Consider the following 24,184-nt stretch of genomic DNA (forward strand, 5'->3'; position numbering starts at 1 on the left):
AATCCGCAATTGCGGGCGAGTATCAAACAGCTTGCCCCAGCGTTTGTCTTAACCGGTTGGTCCATCCGACTGCGGCGGTGTCGAAGATGATACTCACCAGTTGCTGATTACTGACACCCAGAGCTAACAATGGACTGATATGTTGATGGCTAAAGCGTTCTGGTGCGCGAGTCAACTCGGCTGCGGCATAGATAAGCCAGTGGATAATCTGCTCATCAGATTGAGTCGCCAAAGCGTTATCAATCCCCGCGTCAAGTGCCGTTATCAATGTGGTGTTAGGGGTTAATTGGTGCAATTGGTGTTTATGGATAGCCAGACAGTAGCGACTGCCATTGATGCGCGCAGTCACCAACGCCACCAATGCCAGCCAATCAGGTGGCAGCAACGGAGGATAATGTTGGCGGGTGATAATGGTGCGGTACGCGAGCAGACTTTGCTGATGGTGTTGTAGCAACTCACTGAGGGTTATCTCTGCGTCATCTGACGATGGCTCAGATGAAATGACCTCATTGATTGTCTTTGAGGGTAACCAACCTTGCCATTGCGCTACAGATGACGCTATCAAGCCTGCGGGAGCATCTTCCATGCGCGGAAAACCGGGCAATATTACCGTAGGATATCCAGCGAGTGCACAAAGGGCTGCCACTACTCTGGCTTGATAACTAACAAAACCAATAATCTGCGATAAAACAATAATATCTGTAGCGGTTAAACCTACATCAGCGAGTTGTTGCAAAGCATGCTTATCAATTAATGTCGGCTGACTGGCCAGTTGACGGGCATATTGGGTTATCTGTGTCAATCGCATATTACTTTCCCGCGATGCGTCCGGGCTGGAAAGTGGCGTCAGGCGGGCGGCATAATGGCTGCACAACCGTTGAACCCCGGTAACTTGTGCCACCGTCAGTGCGGTACTTAAGCGGTCATACAGTGAAAAGGTGTGGTCTCGGTTCAGCTCGACAGTGAGCGGGAAAAGTGCCTGATACATTGCATCTGAGGCAGACAAAATCGCCGCATGCTGGCGTAACGGGTCATCTAATCGGGCGGGAATAGTATCGGCTAAGCCAAGCAAAAAGATACCCTGTTCAATGCTGTTCTCATTTGTCAGCAGATTATCGCCATTACAACTATTAGCACTGTAACTCTCCTCGGTGACGGGGGCGGCGTAGATCTCCGGGTTACCGCTGCGTTGAGTTTCATGATACCAATGGGCATTATCCTGTTGTCGAAATTGCACCATGATGACCTCCGTTAGGGACAGCAACGCGCCCAGGTTAACGATAAAGAGGTTGTAAGCACCGTTTGGCTATAAACCGAGAGCGAATCAGTGACAAGGGTAGGTAGTGCGGTATCGGACCGGGAGCATAGCAAAGTAGTCGGTATCAACATCGGCAAGATATCCTGTTGTTTTATGGAATGAACACAGTGGATATCATTACTGATTGAGTTTGCGAGATAAAATAATGTTAAACCATAATCCATAACTAAAAGTAATAACATATTATTATATATAACAAAAATGTTGTTACGTTAGCGAATAAATGACTAAAGAAGCAGGAAAAAATCCGCGCTGAGGTGAGCGCGGAATGGGTGATCGTGGAGGTAAATGGCAGGGCAGAAAACCCGCCTAAAAATGGCCTGAGTCCCGCCGCCAGGCATCGGCGGTTAAAGCTTCACCAAAGTGGCTGGAAATCAGCCGCTTAGTCAGATCGTGCAGCGGGGATGCCAGCACCTCGGCCGTGCTACCACGCTCCACCACTTCTCCTTCATGCATCACAATCACCTGATCGCTGATATGTTTCATCATGCCTAAGTGCTGGGTGACATAAATATAAGATATGCCATGTTTTTCCTGTAATTCCAGCATCAGATTAATAATCTGTGAGCGCATGGACATATCCAAAGACGCCAGTGCTTCATCGGCAACAATCACTTTAGGTTGCAGGATAAGTGCCCGTGCCAGTGCGATACGCTGCTTCTGGCCGGACGCCAACATATGCGGATAATAGTTAGCGTGATCGGGCAGTAATCCCACTTGCCGCAAGGTCTGATAGATTCGTTGCTCACGAGCCACCGCGTCTAAATCAGTGTTCAATTTCAGTGGCGCATCCAACAACTGGCCGATGCGCTGACGCGGGTTAAGTGAGGTGCTCGGATCCTGAAAAATCATACGGATACGTTGGCTGCGGTAAGCATAATCACCGTAGGACAGGCGATGATCGTCAATCAGTAATTCACCATCCGTTGGTTCAATCATGCCCGACAGCATTTTTGCCAAGGTGGATTTACCGGAACCGTTCTCACCAATCACCGCCAGGGTTTGGCCTTCGCGTAAAGTAAAACTGACCGATTTGACTGCTTCCACATGCTGACGACGAAATAACCCGGTGCGGTAGCGGAAGGTTTTGCTCAGATTACGGACTTCGAGCAGAGTCTCTGCCATTATTGCTCCTCCAGATTTAAGGGGAAGTGGCAGGCAAAGGCGTGGTTTTTTACCAGCCGCAAGCGCGGTGTTTCAATACAGGTTTTTTGCGCATAAGGGCAGCGAGGCCCAAGACGACAGCCAACGGGCAAATGCTCCAGTGATGGAATAGCCCCAGGCAAGGTATTTAAGCGACTTTTATGTGGCAGGGAGCGGCCAAAATCGGGCATGGCACGGATCAGCGCCTGAGTATAAGGGTGGTGGGGGGCGGCCAGCAGGTCTTCGCAAACGGCACTTTCCACAGTTTGGCCGCAATACAGCACGTTAACCCGATTCGCCCATTTACTCATCATCTGCAAGTCATGGCTTATCAGCAAAATAGTGGTGTTGTTATTCTGATTAAGTCGCGCCAGCAGACGGAAAATTTGTGCCTGAGTGGTGGGTTCCATGGCATTGGTAGGTTCATCGGCGATAAGCAGCCGAGGTTGATTAGCCAGTGCAATGGCAATCATCACCTTTTGGCATTCACCTTCAGTCAGCTCATAGGGATAACTGCGCATAATATCTGTGTGGTCTTTAATCCCTACACGGTGCAGCAACTCAATTGCCCGCCGTTTGCGCCAATGAAAACGTTGCCACCAGCGACCTTTATAGGTCCAGCCCGGTATCGCTTGTATCAATTGCTGACCAATATTTTCTGAGGGATCCAGACAGGATTGCGGTTCCTGAAAAATCATCGAGATATTATGGCCGATCACCTTGCGTCGTTCGCGTGGGGTCAATTGCAACAGATCGATGTCGTCAAAGCGAAAACGGTCAGCGGTAATGCGCCAGTTATCTTTACTGACCCCACAGATAGCTTTGGCGATTAAACTTTTACCTGAACCGGATTCACCCACCAGACCACGAACTTCACCCTCAGTCAGGGTAATACTGATGCGATCAACCGCTTTGACCATCCCTTCAGAGGTCATAAATTCAATGGTGAGGTTACGAATATCAAGTAACGGCATTATTCCACCCCCGCATTAATTGCCCGGCGCATGCCGTCACCCAACAGGTTAACTAGCAGTACGCTGACTAAAATCGCGCCACCCGGCAACATCACGGTCCACGGGGCGACATAGACTAAATCAAGTGAGTCCCCCAGCATCGCTCCCCATTCCGGTGAGGGCAATTGTGCGCCTAAATCCAAAAAACCCAACGCAGCAATATCCAAAATTGCCATTGATAGTGCCCGGGTAAATTCAGTGACCAAAATAGCGGCAATATTGGGGAAAATAGCATAAGCCAGAATATGAGGGGTGGAAGCACCGTCCAAACGGGCGGCAATAACATACTCTTTATCTAACTCATCATGTACGGCGCTATAAATGGTTCGCACCATTCGGGGTAGCAGTGCCAGCCAAACCGCGAACATGGCATGTTCTAAACTCGGCCCGACAAAGGCGACCACAATGATGGCCAGCAGCAGCGACGGAATAGAGAGCAGGGTATCCAGTACATGATTAAGAATAGCGGAGCGAAAGCCGTGAGTGATACCGGCAAATACACCAAGGATCACGCCACACAGCGCCGCAGCCAGTGTGACTAACAGTGCCGAGCCATAAGTCGATGCGGTTCCTGCCAATAATCGGCTTAAAATATCGCGGCCGAGATCATCAGTGCCAAGGAAGAACGAAACGTTGCCATAGCGCGACCAGGAAGGCGGGAGCAGTTGGTAGCCCAAAAACTGTTGGTCAAGGGCATAGGGTGCCAGTGTATTGCCCAACACACAAAGCACCAAGAGGGCGAGTACGCCGTAGAAGCCCACCATTGCCAAGGCATCGCCATAAAAAAGCCGCCAGGTATACAGCAACGGGCTGGGCATTTTCTTCTCACGGTAGACATTATCGAAGGGCATACCATTCCTTATGCTTTAGCGGTGTCATCATTGCACCCAGAATATCTGACAGGACGTTAATGACGATAACCAACGACCCGACCACCATTACCCCTGCAGAAATGGCGGCGTAATCCTGCTGGCGAATGGCGTTTATCAACCAACGGCCCAATCCCGGCCAGTTAAACACCACTTCGGTTATCATCGCTAACGTCAGCATGGTGGAAAACTGTAACCCCAGTTTTGGAATGATGGGCGGCAATGCATTATGCAGCACATGGCGGCGAATAATGGTAAAGCGTGATAGGCCGCGAGTGGCGGCGGCTTTAATGTAGTTTTGCCCAATAACATCATCGGTACTGGTGCGCATAAGGCGAATGACTTCGGTCGTTGGGGCCACCGCCAGTGCGGTGATTGGCAGGATCATATGCTGCACAGCGCTGAGCATCATCTCTTTGCGATACGGCGAAGGTGATAGCCATGCATCGACCAGAGCCAAACCAGTGACCGGTTTCACTTGATATAACAGGTCAAACCGGCCAGAAACCGGCAGCCAACCTAAATGCAGTGAAAAGAACAACATCAACAGCAGCGCCAACCAGAATACAGGAATTGAGAAACCAAGTAATGCGACAGAACTGATGGCGATATCAGCCCATTTCCCGCGCATCACACCGGCAATAATCCCCAGCGGAATACCAACAAATAGGGCCAGTGTAAAGGCCAGTACACATAATTCCATGGTGGCGGGGAAGGCTTCACGCAATTGCTCGCTAATAGGTTGACCATTGATGCTAGAAACCCCGAAGTCCCACTGAAACAGGCTATTGAAATAGAAGCGGTAAGCATCCATTAAGGATGCGCCATTTAACGGCGCATGAGGGGTAAAGTAGCTCAGGCTAAAACTGACCAGTGACAACATAAACAACGTTATCACTAATAGTAATAAGCGGCGTAAGGTGAAGATAATCATGGTTTTTTGCCCTCATTGCTCTCACGGAACACGCCAGCAAAAGAAGAATTGCCAAACGGGCTTAATACCAAACCTTTAATATCATAACGGTATGCCTGTAACCGTAATGAAGATGCTAATGGCAACAGTGGCAATTGTTGCTCCAAAATACGCTGAGCTTGCTGATAATATTCAATACGCGCGGATAATTGCTGGGAACGTAATGCTTTTTGTAGCAATTCATCAAACGCCGGATCACACCAATGAGCATAGTTTGTTTGCGAACGAATTGCCGCACAGCTTAATAGCGGGCGGAAGAAACTGTCTGGGTCATTACTGTCTGTCGACCACCCCGTCAGCGTCAGGTCGTGATTCATCTCCATCAGCCGCGCCTCTTGGAATCGGCCTTCGACCGGCACTATATTGACCGTAATCCCCACCTGAGCCAAATCAGCCTGAATCAGTTCCGCCGTTTTTAATGGGCTGGGATTATAAGATTGCGAGGCGGTCGGCACCCATAGATTGAATTGTAAATTAGTCAATCCAAGCTGTTTTAGAATCTCTTTAGCTTTTTCTGGATTATATTCGGTTACCTGGGCCTGATTGTCATATGCCCATGATGCACGAGGTAAAATAGACGCTGCGGTCTCAGCGGTACCGTAATAGATTGACTGCATTAATCGCTGGTTGTTAATCGATAATGCGATCGCCTGCCGCACCCGCTGATCGTTGAGTGGTGGCTTACGGGTGTTGAATGCCAAATAAGCTACATTCATCCCTGGGCGCAGTGTCAGACGCAGGCGAGGGTCATCTCGTAAAATGGATAATTGGCTGGCTGCTGGATAGGCCAACACATCACACTCGCCGGTCAGTAGTTTGGATAAGCGGCCAGTACCACCCGCACCCAGATCGATAACCACCTGCGGCATGCGCGGTAAACCTTTCCAATAATCACTGTTACGGAACAGACGAATGTATTGCCCGGAGCGATATTCGTTCAACAAGAAGGGACCGGTCCCCACAGGCTCACGATCGATCTGCTCTTGTCGGCCTTTTTGGGTCAACACGTCGGCGTACTCGGCAGAGAGTACTGGTGCATAATGGGTAGCCAGATGCCAAAGGAAGGAGGCATCTGGAGCCTTCAGCTTAAATTCAACCGTATAATCATCCAGTTTTTTGACACTTTGCACTGCGTCGGCAAATTGTAAACTGTCGAAGTAAGGATACTCGCCACCATTGACATGGTGGTAGGGGTGTTGTGAGTCAAATACCCGCTGAAAGCTGAATATCACATCATCTGCGTTCATCATCCGGGTTGGGGTAAACCAATCGGTGGTCTGGAAGGGGACGTCTTTACGTAAATGAAAACGATATGTCGCGCCGTTATCCAGCACTTGCCAACTTTCAGCTAGTTCAGGGATTAAACGGTAGGTATACGGGTCAACGTCCAGCAGGCGGTCGTAAAGTTGTGCTGCCAGGGTATCGATGGTCAATCCGCTACTGGCCATCTGCGGATTAAAGGTATTGAGTATCCCGCTGACACAATAGACGAAGCCACGTTGGCGGATATCCGGCAGCGGTTGAGCGGGTTGAGGGGCCGGGGCGGGTTGCGCCAGCGCTGATGTCGCAAGGCAAGACAACGACAGCAAGCAAATAAGTAAAGCACGCATAAACGCTTCGCAGTAAGTAAGCAATACTCTTAGTGTACCGTAATCTGACACTCCCCCCAATCCATTGAGTAAAACAACTGCACTGTCTGCTGGTTGTTGCAGCAATCGAGGTGAATAAACAGCAAATTGTTGTTTATACGCGAGGATGTAGTGAGAGCAATGGGCGGCGGCGGCGGTGTTCGATGCTGTAATTGAGTATAATTCCATCATAATCAGTGCGGGAATGAGAAAAATTCTCAACAAAGTGTTTGCAAGTGCTATTGATAACCATTATCATCATTTTGCTCTTCGAGATAAGGCCAGTAGCTTCTGGTTTTAGACAGGAAAGCACGACATTGCTCACATTGCTTCCAGTGTTTTTTAAGCCAGCTCGGGTGCTGGCTTTTTTTTTGCCTGTCGTCGGCTGGTCCTTTCATATGTTATGTGTACTGACGTTCGATCACGATTTAATTATAAATGATAATGATATTTATCCTGTGTGCACTCAGTTTTTTTGTATTATGAAATCAATACATCCATTGCTATATTAATAAATGAAAAATATTAGTGCTGAAACTGTATTTATATAGTCTGGTGGCGTTATGAAACGATGTCAATTAATGGTTTTATTGTTTATTTATTATATAATAACTATGAGTGGTTGGGCTAAACCACCGGATATCGTTTGGCGTGTTGATACCCGCGATTATCAAGAGATATTCAGCCAGGGTTTTCACTCTTTAGGTGATAATGATTCTGTAGTAGAACACCTTAGTGGCAGAAGTTGCCGTGGTGACCATGCCACATCAGCGGATAGTATATTTATTTCTACTACAGCCGATAAAAGCTTTGCTTATAATTATTTAGAGCGAGTTTTGAAAAAAATACAAACGACAATGGGCAGTGATGCACTGGTTTATCTTTATCAGATAAGGGCTGATAGTAATATGTATAGTGCAGATTATACATTGGATTTTATATTACGCATGGGGGCGAGTGGTATGCAACAGGAGCTTCACCATATTTTTCGCTATTCGCCGTTCTTATCGGAATGGATGGCGCATAGCAGAATTTTAGGAGAACAAATTATGTCAGCAACTTCATACCTGTTGCGTCAGGGCAAAGTTATCGCTAATGAGTTTATGCCTAACCCTTTGTATCGGCAAACACGATCGAGTGCCAGTGCGAATCCTTATCATAACGCTTTTATTGTACCTCCAGTTTTAAACATGATGCGAACATGGATATTAAGGATGGGAATACGGCCGATGATCAGGGCGTGTTTTGGCAGTATGGAGTCAACGAAGCACAAGCGGAGTATGGATTCAATTTATCAAGATCATAGCAGAATGTTTAAGTTAATCGTTATTTTATAAAATTAATATTTCTAATATGTAGAGGTTATATTATGAAAGTGGTTATTTATGGGGCCGTTGTATTCTGTTGTAGTTCGGTACTGGCGACTAAACCTGGAGATTTAAAATCACAATGTGATGCTGATAACGGCATGATGATTTATAATCAGATAATTAAAAAATATAATGCGACTATTATGTGGCGACCGGATGATATGTCGCTTAATGCGATTAATATTAAAATAGATGATAAATGGTATGGAACTATAGCAGAAGATAAAGTTAATGGTAATGGAGCGAAAGGGCTATCCAGTTTTGCACAAGCCGCTTACTTAATTAATCTCCCTGTCGATGTCTGTGTTAAAGGTAAATATCTACGGGGGCTGGAGGGGGTTCATTAGCTTTTCGCTCAGATCAGCCGGTTATTATCCTCTGCACTGAACGAAATGAGAAGCTAATTCTTTTCTACTGACCGATATCACCGCTTAAAATAGCATGTTTCTTTAACATGCCACGTAACTGATGGTAGGTTAGCCCGAGTAAACTCGCCGCTTTGCGTTGATTGAACCGCGCCTGTTCCAAAGCGTGTTTCAACATTTGCTGTTCACTGTTTTGCAACCACTGCTTTAGGTCGAGAGGCAATTGAGGAAGTTCAGAAACGTGAACGTCTGCCATTTGCGGCGCTTTGTTTTCACGAGGCTGTCGGGGTGCGAAAGGATTAATAATGATATTATCCAGTGATTGGTCACTATTCCCGTGGCGATAAACTGAACGTTCCACCACATTTTTCAACTCCCGCACATTACCCGGCCAGTCATAATCCAGTAGTTGCTGTTTAGCTTGTGGCGTAAAACCGGGAAATAGCGGCAGACCTAACTCTCTACACATCTGGATGGCAAAGTGTTCAGCGAGTAACATGATATCTTGCTGACGTTCACGTAACGGTGGTAGTTGCACTACATCAAAGGCGAGCCGGTCCAGCAGGTCGGCGCGGAATTTACCTGCCTGCGCTAAAGCGGGTAAATTGTCATTGGTAGCACAAACCAGCCGGACATCCACTTGCAACGGCTGACTGCCGCCAACGCGCTCCAGATGACCATACTCAATCACACGCAGTAATTTTTCCTGCACTAACATAGGCGCTGTGGCCAGTTCGTCTAAAAAGAGCGTCCCCCCATCTGCTCGTTCAAAACGCCCCAGATGGCGCTTCTGCGCACCGGTAAACGCCCCAGCTTCATGACCAAATAATTCTGAGTCAAGTAAGTTTTCATTCAATGCGGCACAGTTAAGTGAGATGAATGGCCCCTGCCAACGGTTTGATAAATAATGTAACCGGTGCGCAATCAGCTCTTTACCGGTGCCTCGTTCACCAATCACCAACACCGGCTTATTCAACTTTGCCAGCCCGGAAACTTGCTCCAGCACTTCAACAAAAGAGTTTGCTTCGCCTAACAGGTTTTCTAATTGCTCGCTCATGATGAAATTCGCCAATAGTTGGTTAAAACACTCACTTTACATTCTATCTTAATTTAAGCAGAAAATATTTTTTTGTTATTTTTCAAGTTATTAAAACTAATGAAAAGTTGGCACGACTCTTGATAATAGTTATTCCACAAGAGTTAGGCGAATGGATGCAACCAGACGCCGCTATTTCAGAAAGCCATTAAGTCAAAGAGGACATACATTATGGGTATTTTTTCACGCTTTGCCGATATCGTGAATGCCAACATCAATACATTGCTGGATAAAGCGGAAGATCCACAAAAGTTAGTACGCCTGATGATTCAGGAAATGGAAGATACACTAGTCGAAATTCGTTCAACATCTGCCCGCGCATTAGCTGAGAAAAAACAGTTGTTGCGTCGCATCGATCACAGCGAAAGTCAGCAGCAAGAGTGGCAGGAAAAAGCCGAGCTGGCTCTGCGTAAAGATAAAGAAGATTTAGCCCGCGCGGCACTGATTGAAAAACAAAAAGTTGCTGCATTGATTGATACACTGACCCGCGAAGTGGCCACAGTAGAAGAAACACTGAGCCGCATGAAACATGAAATTAGCGAGTTGGAAAGTAAGCTAACTGAAACCCGCGCCAGACAACAGGCGCTGACCCTGCGCCATCAGGCTGCTGCGTCATCTCGCGATGTGCGCCGCCAGCTCGATAGTGGGAAACTCGACGAAGCTATGGCACGTTTTGAGCAATTCGAGCGGCGTATTGACCATATGGAAGCTGAGGCTGAAACTGTGGGGGTCGGCAAACAAAAGTCGCTGGAAAGCCAGTTTGCTGAACTGAAAGCAGATGATGAAATCAGTAACCAGTTGGCCGCACTGAAAGCGAAAATGAATTCGGCTGAGTAATGGTCTTGACCCATTTGCGTAAGCCCTATCTTTTGCTCTGTTTTATCGCTTTAGGGGCGAAAATATATCGGGCGGGCCGTAAGCAATAAAGCGGCCTGCCATAATTAAAATGCGGATACCCGCGCCAGATGATTAAGGGGAACGAATGAGTATCCTGTTTCTTGCCATACCACTGACCATTTTTGTGCTGTTTGTCGCACCTATTTGGTTATGGCTGCATTACAGCAATCGCCAGCAAAGTGGCGCTCAGCTTAGTCATCAGGATATGCAGCGCCTATCACAGTTAACTGATGATGCTCGCCGGATGCGGGAACGGATTCAAACATTAGAAGAAATTCTTGATGCGCAACATCCGAACTGGAGGCAGTCATAATGGGCGATGTTTTTAAAAATAATATGTTAAGTGGCAAAAAACTGTACCGGGTGCCAGAAGAGGGCATGATCAAAGGGGTGTGTGCTGGTCTGGCCCACTATTTTGATATTCCAGTACGATTGATTCGGGTGATGGTGGTGTTATCCCTGTTCTTTGGTTTGTTTGTTTTCACTATCGCGGCCTATATCGTACTGACTTTTATACTGGAACCGGTCCCCGCAGCCAGTTTTAATGGGCAGCATGAAGCAACGCCTCGTCAGCTGCTGGATCAACTAGAGTTTGAGTTGGGCGCCGGGGAACAGCGTTTGCGCCAGGTAGAGCGCTATGTCACCTCTGAGACTTTTGGTGTCCAGAGCCGTTTTCGCCAGTTGTAGTGTTACCAATTATTGCAGCCGGGAATGTTGCCCATAGATGTTACTTACCTATCCATACAGCCTGCCGGAGGGCAAAAGATGAACAATAATCCCGCCCGTTCACGTGCAGGTGTAGTATTAACGTCACTGGTTAAAATTATCTTTACTGTTGCATTGGCCTATGGCCCAGCCAGTGCGGCTGGCTTGATAGTAAAGAGTGTGAGCCGCAAGCCCCTGCGTTGGTTGCTGCTGATGCTGCTCGAGCCAATGTTAAAACGCGCAATGCAGGCAGCTGCTGGCCAATTTGCCAAGGAGAAGCATGAAACGACTGCAAAATGAGATTACGTCTTTGGTTAATCGTGGGATGGATCGCCATCTGCGATTAGCGGTAACCGGCTTGAGCCGCAGCGGGAAAACTGCCTTTATTACTTCGTTAGTGAATCAATTACTTCATGTCCACAGCGGTGCACGTTTACCGCTGTTTTCGGCTGTGCGCGAAGAGCGGCTACTGGGTGTAAAACGGGTACCGCAGCGTGATTTGGGTATTCAACGTTTTACCTATGATGAAGGATTGGCGTCTTTATATGGCACACCGCCAAACTGGCCAACCCCAACCCGTGGCGTCAGTGAAATTCGCTTAGCATTGCGCTTTCGTTCTGGTGATTCGCTTTTGCGCCACTTTAAAGAGACATCGACACTTTATTTGGAGATTGTCGATTACCCCGGTGAATGGTTACTGGACCTGCCTATGTTGGAACAGGACTATTTAAGCTGGTCCCGCCAGATGGCTGGTCTACTACAAGGGGATCGCGCACAGTGGGCCAAACCTTGGCTAACATTGTGTCAGCAGTGTGATCCGTTAGCACCGGCAGACGAAAACCAGCTAGCGGCCATTGCACAGGCCTATACCGATTATCTTATTCGCTGCAAGAATGAAGGCCTGCATTTCATTCAACCCGGGCGGTTTGTCCTGCCTGGTGATATGGCTGGTGCGCCTGCACTACAGTTTTTCCCGTGGCCGGAGGTGAATGAACTGAGTGAATCACGGCTGGCGCAGGCGGATAAACATTCCAATTTGGGTATGTTACGCACCCGTTTTAGCTATTACTGCAACTCAGTGGTGAAAGGTTTTTATAAAGAACATTTTGTCCGATTTGATCGACAAATTGTGCTGGTGGATTGTTTGCAACCTTTGAACAGCGGGCCGCAGGCATTCAACGATATGCGCCTGGCTCTGACACAATTAATGCAGAGTTTCCATTACGGAAAACGAACGTTATTCCGTCGCTTATTCTCGCCGTGTATCGATAAGCTGATGTTTGCGGCGACTAAAGCGGATCACGTGACGGCGGATCAACACGCGAATCTAGTATCGTTACTCCAGCAATTGGTGCAGGAAGCCTGGCAAAATGCTGCTTTCGAAGGGATCAGTATGGATTGTGTTGGGCTAGCATCGGTACAGGCGACAGAAAGTGGCATAGTCGAACATCAGGGGCAAAAAATCCCTGCATTGCGTGGCCATCGCCTACTGGATGGTGTACCGCTGACGGTATTCCCGGGGGATGTCCCGGCGCGTTTGCCTGGTCCGGCATTCTGGCAGCAACAGGGTTTTCATTTTGATGAATTTCGTCCACAAGCGGTGAATGTTGATAGCCCATTGCCCCATATTCGGCTGGATGCAGTGATGGAGTTCTTATTGGGAGATAAGTTGCGATGAGTGAGCCGTTGAAACCACGGATAGATTTTGAACAGCCTTTGCAGCCTCTTGATGGGCCAGTATTAAAAGCAGCACAGGCTTTTGATCAACAAACCGCGGAGAACTTCTACCCTGCGGCACCTGAACTAGACGCTGAAGATGAAGAAGGGCGGGTGGAAGGGTTGGTGAATGCTGCGCTGAAACCCAAACGCAGTCTGTGGCGCAAAATGGTGACGGCCGGACTGGCACTCTTTGGTGTCAGTGTAATTGCCCAGTCAGTGCAATGGGTTAATCAGGCTTGGCAGCAGCAGGATTGGATAGCACTGGGGGCAACGACTGCCGGTGGGCTGATTGTGGTGGCCGGAGTTGGTTCGGTGTTGACCGAGTGGCGGCGCTTATACCGTTTACGCCAGCGGGCACAAGAGCGAGATATCGCCCGTGAACTCTTGGTGAGTCACGGTATCGGGCAAGGGCGCACCTTTTGTGAAAAACTGGCGCGTCAGGCCGGACTGGATCAAGGGCATCCGGCACTGCAACGTTGGCAGGCGTCCTTGCATGAGACGCATAACGATCGAGAAGTGGTTGAGTTATATGCCAAACTGGTACAGCCAGCACTGGATAATCAGGCACGGGCAGAAATTAGCCGCTACGCTGCTGAATCAGCATTAATGATTGCGGTCAGTCCTCTGGCGTTCGTGGATATGGCCTTTATCGCCTGGCGTAATATTCGTCTGATTAATCGTATTGCTGCTTTGTATGGTATCGAATTGGGATATTTCAGCCGAATTCGGTTATTCCGCTTAGTGTTACTGAACATTGCTTTTGCCGGGGCTTCCGAATTGGTACGAGAAGTGGGTATGGACTGGTTGTCACAGGATTTGGCCGCGCGTTTATCGGCTCGTGCGGCGCAAGGGATCGGGGCGGGGCTACTGACCGCCCGACTGGGTATCAAAGCGATGGAGCTATGTCGCCCGTTGCCATGGCTGGATGGTGATAAACCTAAACTGGGAGATTTTCGCCGCCAGTTGATTAGCCAATTGAAAAATACGCTGCCGAAAAAAGACCAAGCTAAGCCATAGCCGGTTGGCTATTTCAATCGCGGATCGAAGGCGAAGGAGAGTGTTTTAGCGGTACTCAAACAGGCCTGAAAATCTTTGTGGCGTGGGTTGACCAGCATATTGTGTTCTGATGGCACCAGTGTGGACGGGACCAGTAATCCAATTGATGATTCTGATGCCAACCACTCGGTGCCGATATCCATCGTAGCGACAGGTGCGGGGTCGTTACGCCAGTCAATGGGCCAATCCTGTGGCTGTAACAGCATGATATTGCTATCATCAATCTCAATTTGAAATAATTCAAACTCACTGAGTGTTGAGCTGTCTTGAATATGCACCAGTGTTTCCAGCATTGCCAGTGACACACTACTGGCTAAATAGATGGCAGCGTGGCCTTTATGATTCCAGCGGCCGCCATAGATTTCAGCGCCATAGCCGGTCCAGGTTGAAGCAAGATAACGGCGCATCACAATGCGATAGAGCATCATAAGTATTGCCCCGTCGGGTTGCTAGTAATTGTGAACTTATCCATGTCATCTTCCCTATACAACTTTTATCCTTCCTGGCACTCAGCTATGAAAATACACCGTGTTCCAGCCGGCCAATTAAATCACAGATTTCTAGCGCGCCGGTTTCGGTCTCCAGCAGTGAGTCAGGGCTGCGATGCCCAAGCCCCTTAATTGGCGTCGACATCCAGACGATGGCTTTGCCTTTATCACCACCAAATAGATCAACGGCGGCATCCATTACTCGCACGAAACGCGCAATTCGCTCGCTCTCTTCCGGTGTGAAACGGCCATCATGGGTGCGTCTGCGGGTTAGACTACGGCTGGGAATACCGGTAGCACGCAATACTTCAGATTTAGGTATGGACGCCCAGAGATGGATGCTATCGATGACATCGACAGAAAAACCCAATTTGATGCTATCCACCAATACCGTGCCACGACTGGCCGGCAAACCAATTTCACGCCAGAGCGCCCCTGCCTTGGTTGTGGGGGTAGGCTGATAAGCTCTCATGTAACCTCCTCGGTCATATGGCTACCTCTACTATAGCCAGTTGGCCGATGGAATGCAAAGTGTCACCTCACCTTGACGAAGGGACTGATACAGTCAGGCATTATATTATTCTGAATTATTCTTATAAAAACTAATAACTCGCTAGATGTATAGCGCACAGGCGCTGAAAATCTTACCTTGCTAGTATTGGTCGGGGAAAAAATCAGCAAAAACCCGATTCCTGTCAACTTTTGCTGACAGACTGCTTCATCAGCAAGGGGGGACAGGGTATTATCATAAGCAGAGACTCCGCACCTGCACTATATAAGGTCGATACTGATGCGCTTGGAAGTTTTTTGTGAAGACCGACTCGGTCTCACCAGAGAGTTACTTGATCTCTTGGTTTTACGCAGCATTGATTTACGGGGGATCGAAATTGATCCGATAGGGCGTATTTACCTGAACTTTTCTCAACTGGATTTCAGTGTATTCAGTGCTTTAATGATGGATATTCGACGTATCGAGGGGGTAACAGACGTTCGAACCGTCTCCTTTATGCCATCAGAACGTGAACACCGCGCGCTGCGAGCGTTACTTGAATCGATGCCAGAACCGGTATTCTCCATTGATTTAAGAGGTAATCTTGAGTTAGCGAACCCTGCGGCCCGTGAGCTTTTCTCCCTTCATGAGGAGCGTATTCGCCACAAAACTGCCGGCAGCCTGCTCGGGGGATATAACTTTGCCCGTTGGTTTGAAGGGGGGGAAACCGCGCCTCATACCGAACGGGTGTTGATCAACAATCAGGATTACCTGATGGAGATAACCCCCATCGAGCTTGAAGACGAGCATCAGCAGAACCAAACAGTGGGTGCAGTGGTGATGTTAAAATCCACGGCGCGCATGGGTAAACAGTTACAAATCTTATCAGTTAACGATGATACTGAATTTAAACAGATTGTTGCCACCAGCGTTAAGATGCGCCAAGTGCTTGAGCAAGCCCGTAAATTGGCGATGCTGGATGCCCCCTTGCTATTGGTCGGTGATACCGGTACTGGTAAAGATCTCTTGGCTCACGCCTGTCACTTGCGTAGCCCGCGCGGGAAAATGCCTTTCCTTGGCCTTAATTGTGCTTCAATGCCGGACGATGTGGTAGAAAGCGAGCTATTCGGCTATGCAGCCGGGGCTTACCCGAATGCCATCGAAGGTAAAAAAGGCTTCTTTGAGCAGGCGAATGGTGGCTCGGTGCTACTGGATGAAATCGGCGAAATGTCGCCGCGCATGCAAATCAAACTGTTGCGATTCCTAAACGATGGTACCTTCCGCCGTGTCGGGGAAGAACATGAAGTGCATGTCGATGTTCGGGTTATTTGCGCCACGCAAAAGAACCTGGTGGAGTTGGTTCAGCGTGGTGAGTTTCGTGAAGATCTCTATTATCGCCTTAATGTGCTGACTATCACCTTGCCACCATTGCGTGAGCGTCAGGCTGATATCATGCCACTGACCGAATTGTTCGTTGCCCGCTTTTCGGACGAACAAGGCGTGCCACGGCCGAAGTTGGCTCCTGAACTGAGCAGTTTTCTGACTAATTATGGTTGGCCCGGCAATGTACGGCAGTTGAAAAATGCCATTTATCGCGCTCTGACCCAATTGGACGGTTTCGAACTACGGCCCCAGGACATTATCTTGCCGGAGTTCGAAGTTGAAGCCGTACTGGGGGACGAAGTGCTTGATGGTTCGCTTGATGACATCAGCAAACGCTTTGAACGCTCAGTGCTGACCCGTCTTTATCGTAATTATCCCAGTACACGTAAATTGGCCAAGCGCCTTGGCGTCTCGCATACCGCGATTGCCAACAAGTTGCGCGAATATGGTTTAAGCAGTAAGCGGCCAGTCAGTGATAACAGCGAAGAAGAGTAAGCAACAGAGCAATACGTTGCTATAAATGGATTGTATTAAAAACGGATTGTATTAAAAACGGATTGTATTAAAAAACGGCTGTACCCAGATGGGCCAGCCGTTTTGAGTTAATGCTCCGGATTAGTTAAACCCAAGTTAACCAGTTACTTCAATGCTGCCAGGGCGGCATCATAGTTTGGTTCAGTGGTGATTTCGTTAACCAGTTCACTGTAGATAACGTTATCTTGCCCATCCAGAACCACCACAGCACGCGCAGTCAAACCAGCCAATGGGCCTTCGGTAATGGCCACACCATAAGCTTGTTTGAAATCGGCGCCACGCAGCGTTGATAAGGTCGTTACGTTGCTCAGGCCTTCAGCACCGCAAAAGCGTGATTGAGCGAATGGCAGGTCAGAGGAGATACAAAGAACGACAGTGTTCTCAAGTTCGCCAGCCAATTGATTGAATTTACGTACCGATGCCGCACAAACGCCGGTATCAATACTTGGGAAGATATTCAGGACTTTACGTTTGCCAATGAAGCTGCTCAGGGCAACATCAGATAAATCTTTCGCAACCAAAGTAAAGTCTTTTGCTTTATCGCCAGCTTGTGGCAGTTGACCTGCAACAGTCACTGGATTGCCTTGAAAATGTACGGTCTGTGTCATTATTTGATCCCTTTTACAGATGTGTAACACGAAGTTCAGTTTAAGGTAACAATGGCGGCTTGGATATGAGAAATTTGCTAAATAATTGAGATTTCGCTTACGTTAGGTTCTAACGTCTGATACTCAAACCCGAATTTTGCCAAGGAGCCATAATTGAGAACAATGCGTTTCTACCCTGAGGCATGGCCTTTACATTCTGCGTTTGTTATTTCCCGTGGTAGCCGCACAGAAGCCAAAGTGGTGGTCGTCGAGATTGAAGAGGACGGCATCCTGGCTTGCGGCGAATGTACGCCATATCCACATTATGGTGAAAGTGAATCATCGGTCATGGCACAGCTCGCCTTGGTTGTTAATGCCATAGAAGGTGGCATTTCACGGCAGGATTTACAGCCGCTATTATCCGCAGGGGCCGCCAGGAATGCGGTGGATTGTGCACTGTGGCAGTTGGAATGTTTACAGAGCCAGCAAAGTTTGTGGCATATGAGCCAGACAACGGCTATTCCCCATATTTCAATGGCTCAAACAGTCAGTATCGGCACGCCAGAAGCGATGGCGTACAGTGCCAGTGCATTGGCACATCTTGGCGCCAGATTGTTGAAAATAAAACTTGATGACCATCTTATTGCTGAGCGTTTAGTGGCGATCCGCAGTGCTGCGCCAGAAGTGACCTTAATCGTGGATGCCAATGAATCCTGGCAAACCGAAGGGCTGGTTGCCCGTTGCCAGTTACTGGCAGATTTAGGTGTGGCGATGCTGGAACAGCCGCTACCGGCCGGTGAAGATGATAGCTTGCAGAATTTTATTCATCCGTTGCCGATTTGTGCTGACGAAAGCTGCCATACGCGGGCGGATTTAGCCGGACTGGTTGGCCGCTATGACATGGTAAACATTAAACTGGACAAAAGTGGCGGGTTAACCGAAGCGTTATTGCTAGCCGAGCAGGCAAAATCACAGGGATTTGCCATTATGCTCGGTTGCATGTTGTGTACTTCCCGCGCCATACGAGCGGCCTTGCCACTGGCACTGGGCGCGCGGTTTGTTGATCTCGACGGCCCGACATGGTTGGAACAGGACATTGAGGGTGGGTTGCACTTCTCAACAGGGGCGATCGATTTGTCGGTTTAATCCGCCAACGTGAGTAAATCCACCAATGCAGCCAGATAACATTCACTGGCCGCATCGGCGGAAATTGGCGGTAATTCTGCGGTGATACACGGCAAATTGCGATCAGCGCACCAGCTACCAAATGACCCCGGTGTGGCGTAACCGACACTGTTAACGAGCGGTAATGCGAAATTGGCTGCCAACCGAGCCCCTAGCACAGAGCTATCAGGGTCTTCAATGCAGGCCAACGGCTCATGGAATGAGACGACCCAGCGGGGAGCAAGTTGCTCAATCAAGGCGCATAAAGCTTGTGTTTCTGGCTCTGAACCTGCGTGTTCGCCCGTCAATAACCGGACATCACGTGCATCAGCGGCACTGTTCCAGCGATAAACCGTCTCGCCTGGTTGCCAGTTTTTTGCCGGGAAATTGCGATTAAGATCAACACCATTGGCATTAGCACGTAACCCTAATTGGCAACCATCCGGGTTCACTGCTAATACCACATGATGGCGCTGTTGTTCCGGGGCAATAGTGCGTAACGCGCAGGAAAGGGCAACAATGGCCGCACTTTCATCGCCATGGGTGCCGGCGATAATCAACCCGGTGTTCACAGATGACGTGGGGGCAGGGAAGTAAAGCAGCGGTGCCCCCAGCAGCGATTGGCCGTAGTGTTGGCCTAAGGTGAACAAATTTCCTCGTGCTGAACGAGGTCGATATTGAGTCATAATGTTCTCTGTTATCCTGAACATATTTATAATACTTTCAACATAGCATTTAATATTATTTCTTTGAATCAATTAGTTATTTTTGATGCTGATGGCAATGGTTCAGAGAACCATAAAGGCTAACGTCAGTCGCTGATTGTATTGTTGAATGCAGTTTACTTTTGATGTTGCCGTGGTGAGCTATATTTTATCATCGTCAGTATAGGGTTTAATCTGCTAGTTTATATCGACAACGTGTTGAGTTGATGTTGAAGCTTTACTGTTTGATTTACTTTAAATAAATAGATCTAGAAATAATGATGCGTTAAATTTACACACACAGTAACCCCAAGGTCATGGCTGAATATTACCTACATAGAATATGTTGGTACGCGCTGTGAGTAGTTAACGTTATGAGCAGTCAGGGGCTGCTTTCGCTGACATGGACAACAACGATAAGGTTATCGATTATGCGCTATTTCCGTTATGCATTGTGTGCCGCATTAGTGGGCACCGCGTTGGGCGCAGCAAATGCTGCTGATGTTCCTGCGGGTACCGTATTGGCAGAAAAACAAGAAATCGTTCGTCATATTAAAGATGAGCCAGCCTCCCTTGATCCGATGAAAGCCGTGGGGCTCATTGAGGCTCAGGTCGCGCGTGACCTGTTTGAAGGCTTAGTGAATCAGGATGCTCAGGGCCAAATAATTCCCGGAGTGGCATTAAGCTGGCAAACAACAGATAACCAAACCTATATATTTACTTTACGTAAAGACGCTAAATGGTCTAACGGCTCACCGGTCACTGCACAGGACTTTGTTTACAGCTGGCGTCGATTAGTTGACCCTAAAAGTTTATCTCCTTTTGCCTGGTTCGCTGAATTAGCGGGGATGGAGAATGCACAGCAAATTATTTCAGGGAAAATGTCACCCGACACGCTAGGGGTGAGTGCTATTAATAATCACACCTTAAAAGTCAAACTCAGTAAACCAGTACCTTATTTCCCAAGTCTGACAGCAAATTTCAGTTTATTCCCGGTACCCCAGTCTGTTGTTGAACAATATGGTAATGATTGGACCAAAGTCGGTAATCTGGTAGGCAATGGCGCATTTAAATTACAAGATAGAGTCGTCAATGAGAAATTGGTCTTAGTACCGAATGAACATTATTGGGACCATGCGCATACGGTGCTGACCAAAGTAACGTTTATTCCAATTAATCAGGAAGCAAATGCCACTAAACGTTATCGTGCGGGTGATATTGATATTACAGAATCATTCCCGAAAAATTTATATCAGAAGTTGCTAAAAGATATTCCTGACCAGGTTTATACGCCTGATCAGCTAGGAACCTATTATTACGCCTTTAATACGCAACGTGCACCAACCAATGATATTCGCGTACGTAAAGCATTATCTTATGCGATAGATCGTAAAATCATTGCTGAAAAAGTATTAGGTACTGGAGAGAAGCCAGCTTATCACTTTACGCCTGATGTTACTGCCGGCTACCATCCGGTTGCAAATTTATTGCAGCAGCAAGATCAGGATGAATTGAACGCACAAGCCAAAGCATTGCTGCATGCTGCGGGCTATGGCCCTGATAAGCCGTTAACATTATCCCTCTTGTATAATACCTCTGATAATAATCAGAAATTAGCCATTGCCATTGCTTCTATGTGGAAGAAAACATTGGGTGTGGATGTCAAAATGATTAACCAGGAATGGAAGACATATATTGACAGCCGTAACACCGGTAATTTTGATGTGGTTCGTGCGTCATGGGTCGGTGACTATAATGAGCCGTCTACCTTCCTGTCACTGCTGACATCCACACACAGCGGAAATATCGCGAAATTTAATAGTGTAGATTATGATAAGTTACTCAATGAAGCGGGTAAACAGACCAATGCTAAAGCACTGAGTGATGATTATAATAAAGCTGAACAGATTATTGCCGAGCAAGTACCTATCGCACCTATATATCAATTTACCAATGGCCGTTTAATTAAGCCGTGGGTGAAAGGTTATCCAATCACTAACCCTGAGGATGTGGCATACAGTCAGACGATGTATATCATCAAGCACTAAAGCTGGTGTATTTCTGACAGTTAGGCCGCCAGTATTAATTGGCGGCTTTTTCTATTTTTTTAATTTTCTCTCAGTGGTGATGAGATAATTAAATCTATCTGGTCACTTTATGTTTAGATCATTTTACTACATTTAACATTGCGTTTTCTTAGTGTCAGACGGTTCTGTTATGGCTGCGGCGAGCTATCCTGGTTCATCACCTTTAAAGATCGGGTGGCTAGCGCTACACTGAGCTAATTGCATGATAAATTCCGAAATAGAGGATGTTGTTGTGGATGTAGTCGAAGGGAAAGCACTTCAAGTCTCTGATGCGGTTTATGCCTATCAACTCGATGGTAAAGGGGGGGTGACGTCAATAAGTGTTGATGCGGTCGCCACAGCGGAGCAGCCTTGCTGGTTGCATCTGGATTATACCTATCCGCAAAGTGCAGCCTGGTTGCAAAATACACCCTTACTGCCAGAGGTGGTGCGTGATGGTCTGGCGGGGGAGAGTGTGCGTCCTAAGGTCACCCGGCTGGGTGATGGCACGATGATAACCTTGCGTGGTATTAACTTTAACACCGATGCCCGTCCCGATCAGTTAGTGACGATTAGGGTCTATATCACAGACAAATTAATCGTCTCAACTCGCCATCGTAAGGTTTACTCCATCGATGATGTACTAAATGACCTGCAAAGCGGCACTGGCCCGACAGACAGTGGTAATTGGCTGGTGGAGATTGTCGATGGCCTGACCGACCATACCAGTGAGTTTATCGAAGACTTACACGACAAAATTATCGATCTTGAAGATGATTTACTGGAGCAAAAAATCCCCCAGCGTGGGCAAATGGCATTATTACGCAAGCAGCTAATTGTGTTACGCCGCTATATGGCACCACAACGCGATGTATTTTCTCGATTGGCCAGCGAGCGTTTGCCCTGGATGAATGATGATGATCGGCGTCGAATGCAGGAAATCTCAGAACGGCTGGGCCGTGGATTAGAGGATTTAGATTCAAGCATCGCCCGCACGGCAGTGCTGTCTGATGAAATTAGTTCATTAATGGCTGATGCGATGAACCGGCGGACCTATACCATGTCGCTTTTGGCAATGGTCTTTTTACCGACGACCTTTTTGACCGGTTTGTTTGGGGTCAACCTTGGTGGGATCCCCGGTAATACCGACTCTTTTGGTTTTGCGACTTTTTGCATGATGTTGGTGGCTTTGGTGTTAGGTGTTGCCTGGTGGTTAAAGCGCAGTAAATGGCTCTAATAATGAAGCGGTAGGCGCGTAAAAGAGTGTGCCAGAGATAGGGTTAATCACTGCAAAATTGAGCCACATCAAGATTTGATGGTAATGACTCAGGCATTATCACTGTGCAGGTGAATGCAACGTCAAGCGATGGGCGTTGCGCTCCATATTTGTAATACTTTTATTTTGAATTACTGCATAGCACATAATTGTTACGATGCCGATGTTGTCTCAACATCGGCATTTTTTTTATGCATTTTTAGCAAGATATTTAATTCCTTTCAACCTGCTCAGGGTTGCTGCAATTTCTACTGTTTCATGGATGCATAAACTTACGTATAATAACGCTTTACTTTTTCACTCGGAATTAGTCGCTCTGAACGTTATTAGAGACCTGATAAGTATTTATGAATCAAGAAGATACAAGAAAAGAAACCCTTGAGTTCAATAAACTCCAGAAGCGCATTCGGAGAAATGTCGGCAACGCTATCACCGATTACAACATGATCGAAGATAATGACGTTGTAATGGCATGCATGAGTGGTGGGAAGGACTCGTTTGCAATGTTGGACATCCTGCTCGGCCTACAAAAGGTTGCGCCGATCAAGTTCGATGTTATTGCGGTAAATTTAGACCAAAAACAGCCCGGTTTTCCTGAGCATATTCTGCCTGAGTATCTTGAAAGCCTTAATATCCCTTATTATATTGTGGATAAAGATACTTATTCGGTTGTTAAAGAGAAAATACCTGAAGGTAAAACAACCTGCGGGCTATGTTCTCGTCTACGCAGAGGAACATTGTATTCATTTGCGGAGAAGATTGGCGCTACAAAAATCGCGCTCGGTCACCATATGGATGACATTGTTGAAACGCTATTTTTGAATATTTTCCATGGTGCACGCATGAAAGCGATGCCGCCAAAATTACGTTCTGACGATGGACGTAATATTGTTATCAGGCCGCTGGCATATTGCCGCGAGAAAGACCTGATTAAGTATTCTGAGTATAAAACTTTTCCAATAATTCCATGTAACCTGTGTGGTTCGCAGGAGAATTTGCAACGCCAGGCGATTAAAACCATGCTAGGCGAATGGGATAAAAAAGATCCGGGACGGGTTGAGAGTGTATTTAAGTCAATACAAAACGTAAGCCCAAGCCAGTTAGCTGACCGTAACCTTTTTGATTTCGTCAACCTGCCGTTAGATCGTGACGGGGATAGGGAAGAGTACGCGTTTAGTGAAGCAACGGTTTCTTCTACCAATATCAATAACGCCCTGTATATAGATGTAACCAATCTCTGATTTTATTTATCTATTAAGTTAACGCGGTAATATCACCTTTGACCCATTCTGCTATTCCCCCATTGATTTATGGGGGAATACTCAGTACGAGAAAAACAA

General features: G+C 47.5%; 24 protein-coding genes. 13 read left to right on the plus strand and 11 right to left on the minus strand.

Annotated elements, in window-relative coordinates; genetic code table 11:
• Positions 1 to 22: 22 nt before the first annotated feature.
• The 6 genes from V1955_RS10480 to sapA all read right to left on the minus strand — a co-directional run bounded on the left by V1955_RS10480 (position 23) and on the right by sapA (position 6,926).
• Positions 23 to 1,240 carry a CMD domain-containing protein gene (locus V1955_RS10480; protein ID WP_442820865.1) on the minus strand — a complete coding sequence of 406 codons (1,218 nt, stop codon included), beginning with the start codon at positions 1,238 to 1,240 and terminating at the stop codon, positions 23 to 25.
• Between the two features lie 387 nt (positions 1,241 to 1,627).
• Positions 1,628 to 2,443 carry a putrescine export ABC transporter ATP-binding protein SapF gene (sapF, locus tag V1955_RS10485; RefSeq protein ID WP_032906086.1) on the minus strand — a complete coding sequence of 272 codons (816 nt, stop codon included), beginning with the start codon at positions 2,441 to 2,443 and terminating at the stop codon, positions 1,628 to 1,630.
• The gene (gene sapD, locus V1955_RS10490; RefSeq protein WP_083158762.1) at positions 2,443 to 3,435 is read right to left on the minus strand and encodes a putrescine export ABC transporter ATP-binding protein SapD; all 993 of its coding nucleotides are present in this window, start codon (positions 3,433 to 3,435) and stop codon (positions 2,443 to 2,445) included. The genes sapF and sapD overlap by 1 nt, the downstream gene beginning before the upstream one ends.
• Positions 3,435 to 4,325 (minus strand): putrescine export ABC transporter permease SapC, encoded by an 891-nt coding sequence (sapC, locus tag V1955_RS10495; RefSeq protein WP_083158763.1) that lies wholly within the window; start codon positions 4,323 to 4,325, stop codon positions 3,435 to 3,437. The genes sapD and sapC overlap by 1 nt, the downstream gene beginning before the upstream one ends.
• A complete protein-coding gene (gene sapB / locus V1955_RS10500; protein ID WP_083158764.1) occupies positions 4,312 to 5,277 on the minus strand; it encodes a putrescine export ABC transporter permease SapB in 966 nt (321 codons plus the stop codon). Before sapB ends, sapC begins: the two co-directional genes overlap by 14 nt.
• On the minus strand, positions 5,274 to 6,926 hold the full coding sequence (sapA, locus tag V1955_RS10505) for an ABC transporter substrate-binding protein SapA (protein ID WP_372569884.1): 1,653 nt from the start codon (positions 6,924 to 6,926) through the stop codon (positions 5,274 to 5,276). The genes sapB and sapA overlap by 4 nt, the downstream gene beginning before the upstream one ends.
• Positions 6,927 to 7,507: 581 nt before the next feature.
• Here sapA and ytxA point away from each other — a divergent pair.
• Both ytxA and ytxB read left to right on the plus strand, forming a co-directional pair.
• On the plus strand, positions 7,508 to 8,281 hold the full coding sequence (gene ytxA, locus V1955_RS10510; RefSeq protein ID WP_442820866.1) for a putative AB5 enterotoxin ADP-ribosylating subunit YtxA: 774 nt from the start codon (positions 7,508 to 7,510) through the stop codon (positions 8,279 to 8,281).
• Positions 8,282 to 8,313: 32 nt separating this feature from the next.
• Positions 8,314 to 8,661 carry a putative AB5 enterotoxin binding subunit YtxB gene (ytxB, locus tag V1955_RS10515; RefSeq protein WP_442820867.1) on the plus strand — a complete coding sequence of 116 codons (348 nt, stop codon included), beginning with the start codon at positions 8,314 to 8,316 and terminating at the stop codon, positions 8,659 to 8,661.
• 64 nt (positions 8,662 to 8,725) lie between these two features.
• Here ytxB and pspF read toward each other — a convergent pair whose 3' ends face one another.
• A complete protein-coding gene (gene pspF / locus V1955_RS10520) occupies positions 8,726 to 9,736 on the minus strand; it encodes a phage shock protein operon transcriptional activator (RefSeq protein ID WP_372569218.1) in 1,011 nt (336 codons plus the stop codon).
• Positions 9,737 to 9,946: 210 nt separating this feature from the next.
• Between pspF and pspA the strand changes: the two genes are divergently transcribed.
• The 6 genes from pspA to V1955_RS10550 all read left to right on the plus strand — a co-directional run bounded on the left by pspA (position 9,947) and on the right by V1955_RS10550 (position 14,113).
• A complete protein-coding gene (gene pspA, locus V1955_RS10525; protein ID WP_083158768.1) occupies positions 9,947 to 10,612 on the plus strand; it encodes a phage shock protein PspA in 666 nt (221 codons plus the stop codon).
• Between the two features lie 145 nt (positions 10,613 to 10,757).
• Complete coding sequence (pspB, locus tag V1955_RS10530) at positions 10,758 to 10,985, plus strand: envelope stress response membrane protein PspB (RefSeq protein WP_032906081.1); 228 nt, start codon at positions 10,758 to 10,760, stop codon at positions 10,983 to 10,985.
• Positions 10,985 to 11,359: an envelope stress response membrane protein PspC gene (pspC, locus tag V1955_RS10535; protein WP_193784654.1), complete on the plus strand. Its 375-nt coding sequence runs from the start codon at positions 10,985 to 10,987 to the stop codon at positions 11,357 to 11,359. The genes pspB and pspC overlap by 1 nt, the downstream gene beginning before the upstream one ends.
• A gap of 78 nt (positions 11,360 to 11,437) precedes the next feature.
• Complete coding sequence (gene pspD / locus V1955_RS10540) at positions 11,438 to 11,677, plus strand: phage shock protein PspD (protein ID WP_083158769.1); 240 nt, start codon at positions 11,438 to 11,440, stop codon at positions 11,675 to 11,677.
• Positions 11,658 to 13,055, plus strand: a complete 1,398-nt coding sequence (locus V1955_RS10545) for a YcjX family protein (RefSeq protein ID WP_083158770.1) — start codon at positions 11,658 to 11,660, stop codon at positions 13,053 to 13,055. Before pspD ends, V1955_RS10545 begins: the two co-directional genes overlap by 20 nt.
• Entirely contained in the window at positions 13,052 to 14,113 is a 1,062-nt protein-coding gene (locus tag V1955_RS10550) for a TIGR01620 family protein (protein ID WP_442820868.1), read from the plus strand. The genes V1955_RS10545 and V1955_RS10550 overlap by 4 nt, the downstream gene beginning before the upstream one ends.
• Positions 14,114 to 14,121: 8 nt before the next feature.
• Here V1955_RS10550 and V1955_RS10555 read toward each other — a convergent pair whose 3' ends face one another.
• Together V1955_RS10555 and V1955_RS10560 are read right to left on the minus strand one after the other, a co-directional pair.
• Positions 14,122 to 14,580, minus strand: coding sequence for an RES family NAD+ phosphorylase (locus tag V1955_RS10555; RefSeq protein ID WP_372569216.1), 459 nt, complete (start codon positions 14,578 to 14,580; stop codon positions 14,122 to 14,124).
• An 85-nt stretch (positions 14,581 to 14,665) separates the two neighbouring features.
• Positions 14,666 to 15,112 carry a DUF2384 domain-containing protein gene (locus tag V1955_RS10560; RefSeq protein WP_083158773.1) on the minus strand — a complete coding sequence of 149 codons (447 nt, stop codon included), beginning with the start codon at positions 15,110 to 15,112 and terminating at the stop codon, positions 14,666 to 14,668.
• 318 nt (positions 15,113 to 15,430) lie between these two features.
• Between V1955_RS10560 and tyrR the strand changes: the two genes are divergently transcribed.
• A complete protein-coding gene (gene tyrR, locus V1955_RS10565; protein ID WP_083158774.1) occupies positions 15,431 to 17,008 on the plus strand; it encodes a transcriptional regulator TyrR in 1,578 nt (525 codons plus the stop codon).
• A 143-nt stretch (positions 17,009 to 17,151) separates the two neighbouring features.
• Here the strand turns inward: tyrR and tpx are convergent, their stop codons facing one another.
• Positions 17,152 to 17,655 carry a thiol peroxidase gene (tpx, locus tag V1955_RS10570; protein WP_083158775.1) on the minus strand — a complete coding sequence of 168 codons (504 nt, stop codon included), beginning with the start codon at positions 17,653 to 17,655 and terminating at the stop codon, positions 17,152 to 17,154.
• 153 nt (positions 17,656 to 17,808) lie between these two features.
• Here tpx and ycjG point away from each other — a divergent pair, with 153 nt between their 5' ends.
• Positions 17,809 to 18,780: an L-Ala-D/L-Glu epimerase gene (ycjG, locus tag V1955_RS10575; protein WP_442820869.1), complete on the plus strand. Its 972-nt coding sequence runs from the start codon at positions 17,809 to 17,811 to the stop codon at positions 18,778 to 18,780.
• On the opposite strand, the gene mpaA is transcribed toward ycjG, so the two are convergent.
• A complete protein-coding gene (gene mpaA / locus V1955_RS10580) occupies positions 18,777 to 19,484 on the minus strand; it encodes a murein tripeptide amidase MpaA (protein WP_083158777.1) in 708 nt (235 codons plus the stop codon). The genes ycjG and mpaA overlap by 4 nt on opposite strands.
• Before the next feature lie 449 nt (positions 19,485 to 19,933).
• On the opposite strand from mpaA, the gene V1955_RS10585 reads away from it, so the two are divergent.
• The 3 genes from V1955_RS10585 (at position 19,934) to ttcA (ending at position 24,085) form a co-directional block, all read left to right on the plus strand.
• Positions 19,934 to 21,550 (plus strand): peptide ABC transporter substrate-binding protein, encoded by a 1,617-nt coding sequence (locus V1955_RS10585; protein ID WP_083158778.1) that lies wholly within the window; start codon positions 19,934 to 19,936, stop codon positions 21,548 to 21,550.
• 271 nt (positions 21,551 to 21,821) lie between these two features.
• The gene (zntB, locus tag V1955_RS10590; protein WP_083158779.1) at positions 21,822 to 22,805 is read left to right on the plus strand and encodes a zinc transporter ZntB; all 984 of its coding nucleotides are present in this window, start codon (positions 21,822 to 21,824) and stop codon (positions 22,803 to 22,805) included.
• A 386-nt stretch (positions 22,806 to 23,191) separates the two neighbouring features.
• Entirely contained in the window at positions 23,192 to 24,085 is an 894-nt protein-coding gene (gene ttcA, locus V1955_RS10595) for a tRNA 2-thiocytidine(32) synthetase TtcA (protein ID WP_083158780.1), read from the plus strand.
• Positions 24,086 to 24,184 lie beyond the last annotated feature (99 nt).

The organism is Yersinia sp. 2545 StPb PI (genome assembly GCF_052217125.1).
In the GTDB taxonomy this organism is placed as follows: Bacteria; Pseudomonadota; Gammaproteobacteria; order Enterobacterales; family Enterobacteriaceae; genus Yersinia; species Yersinia enterocolitica_E.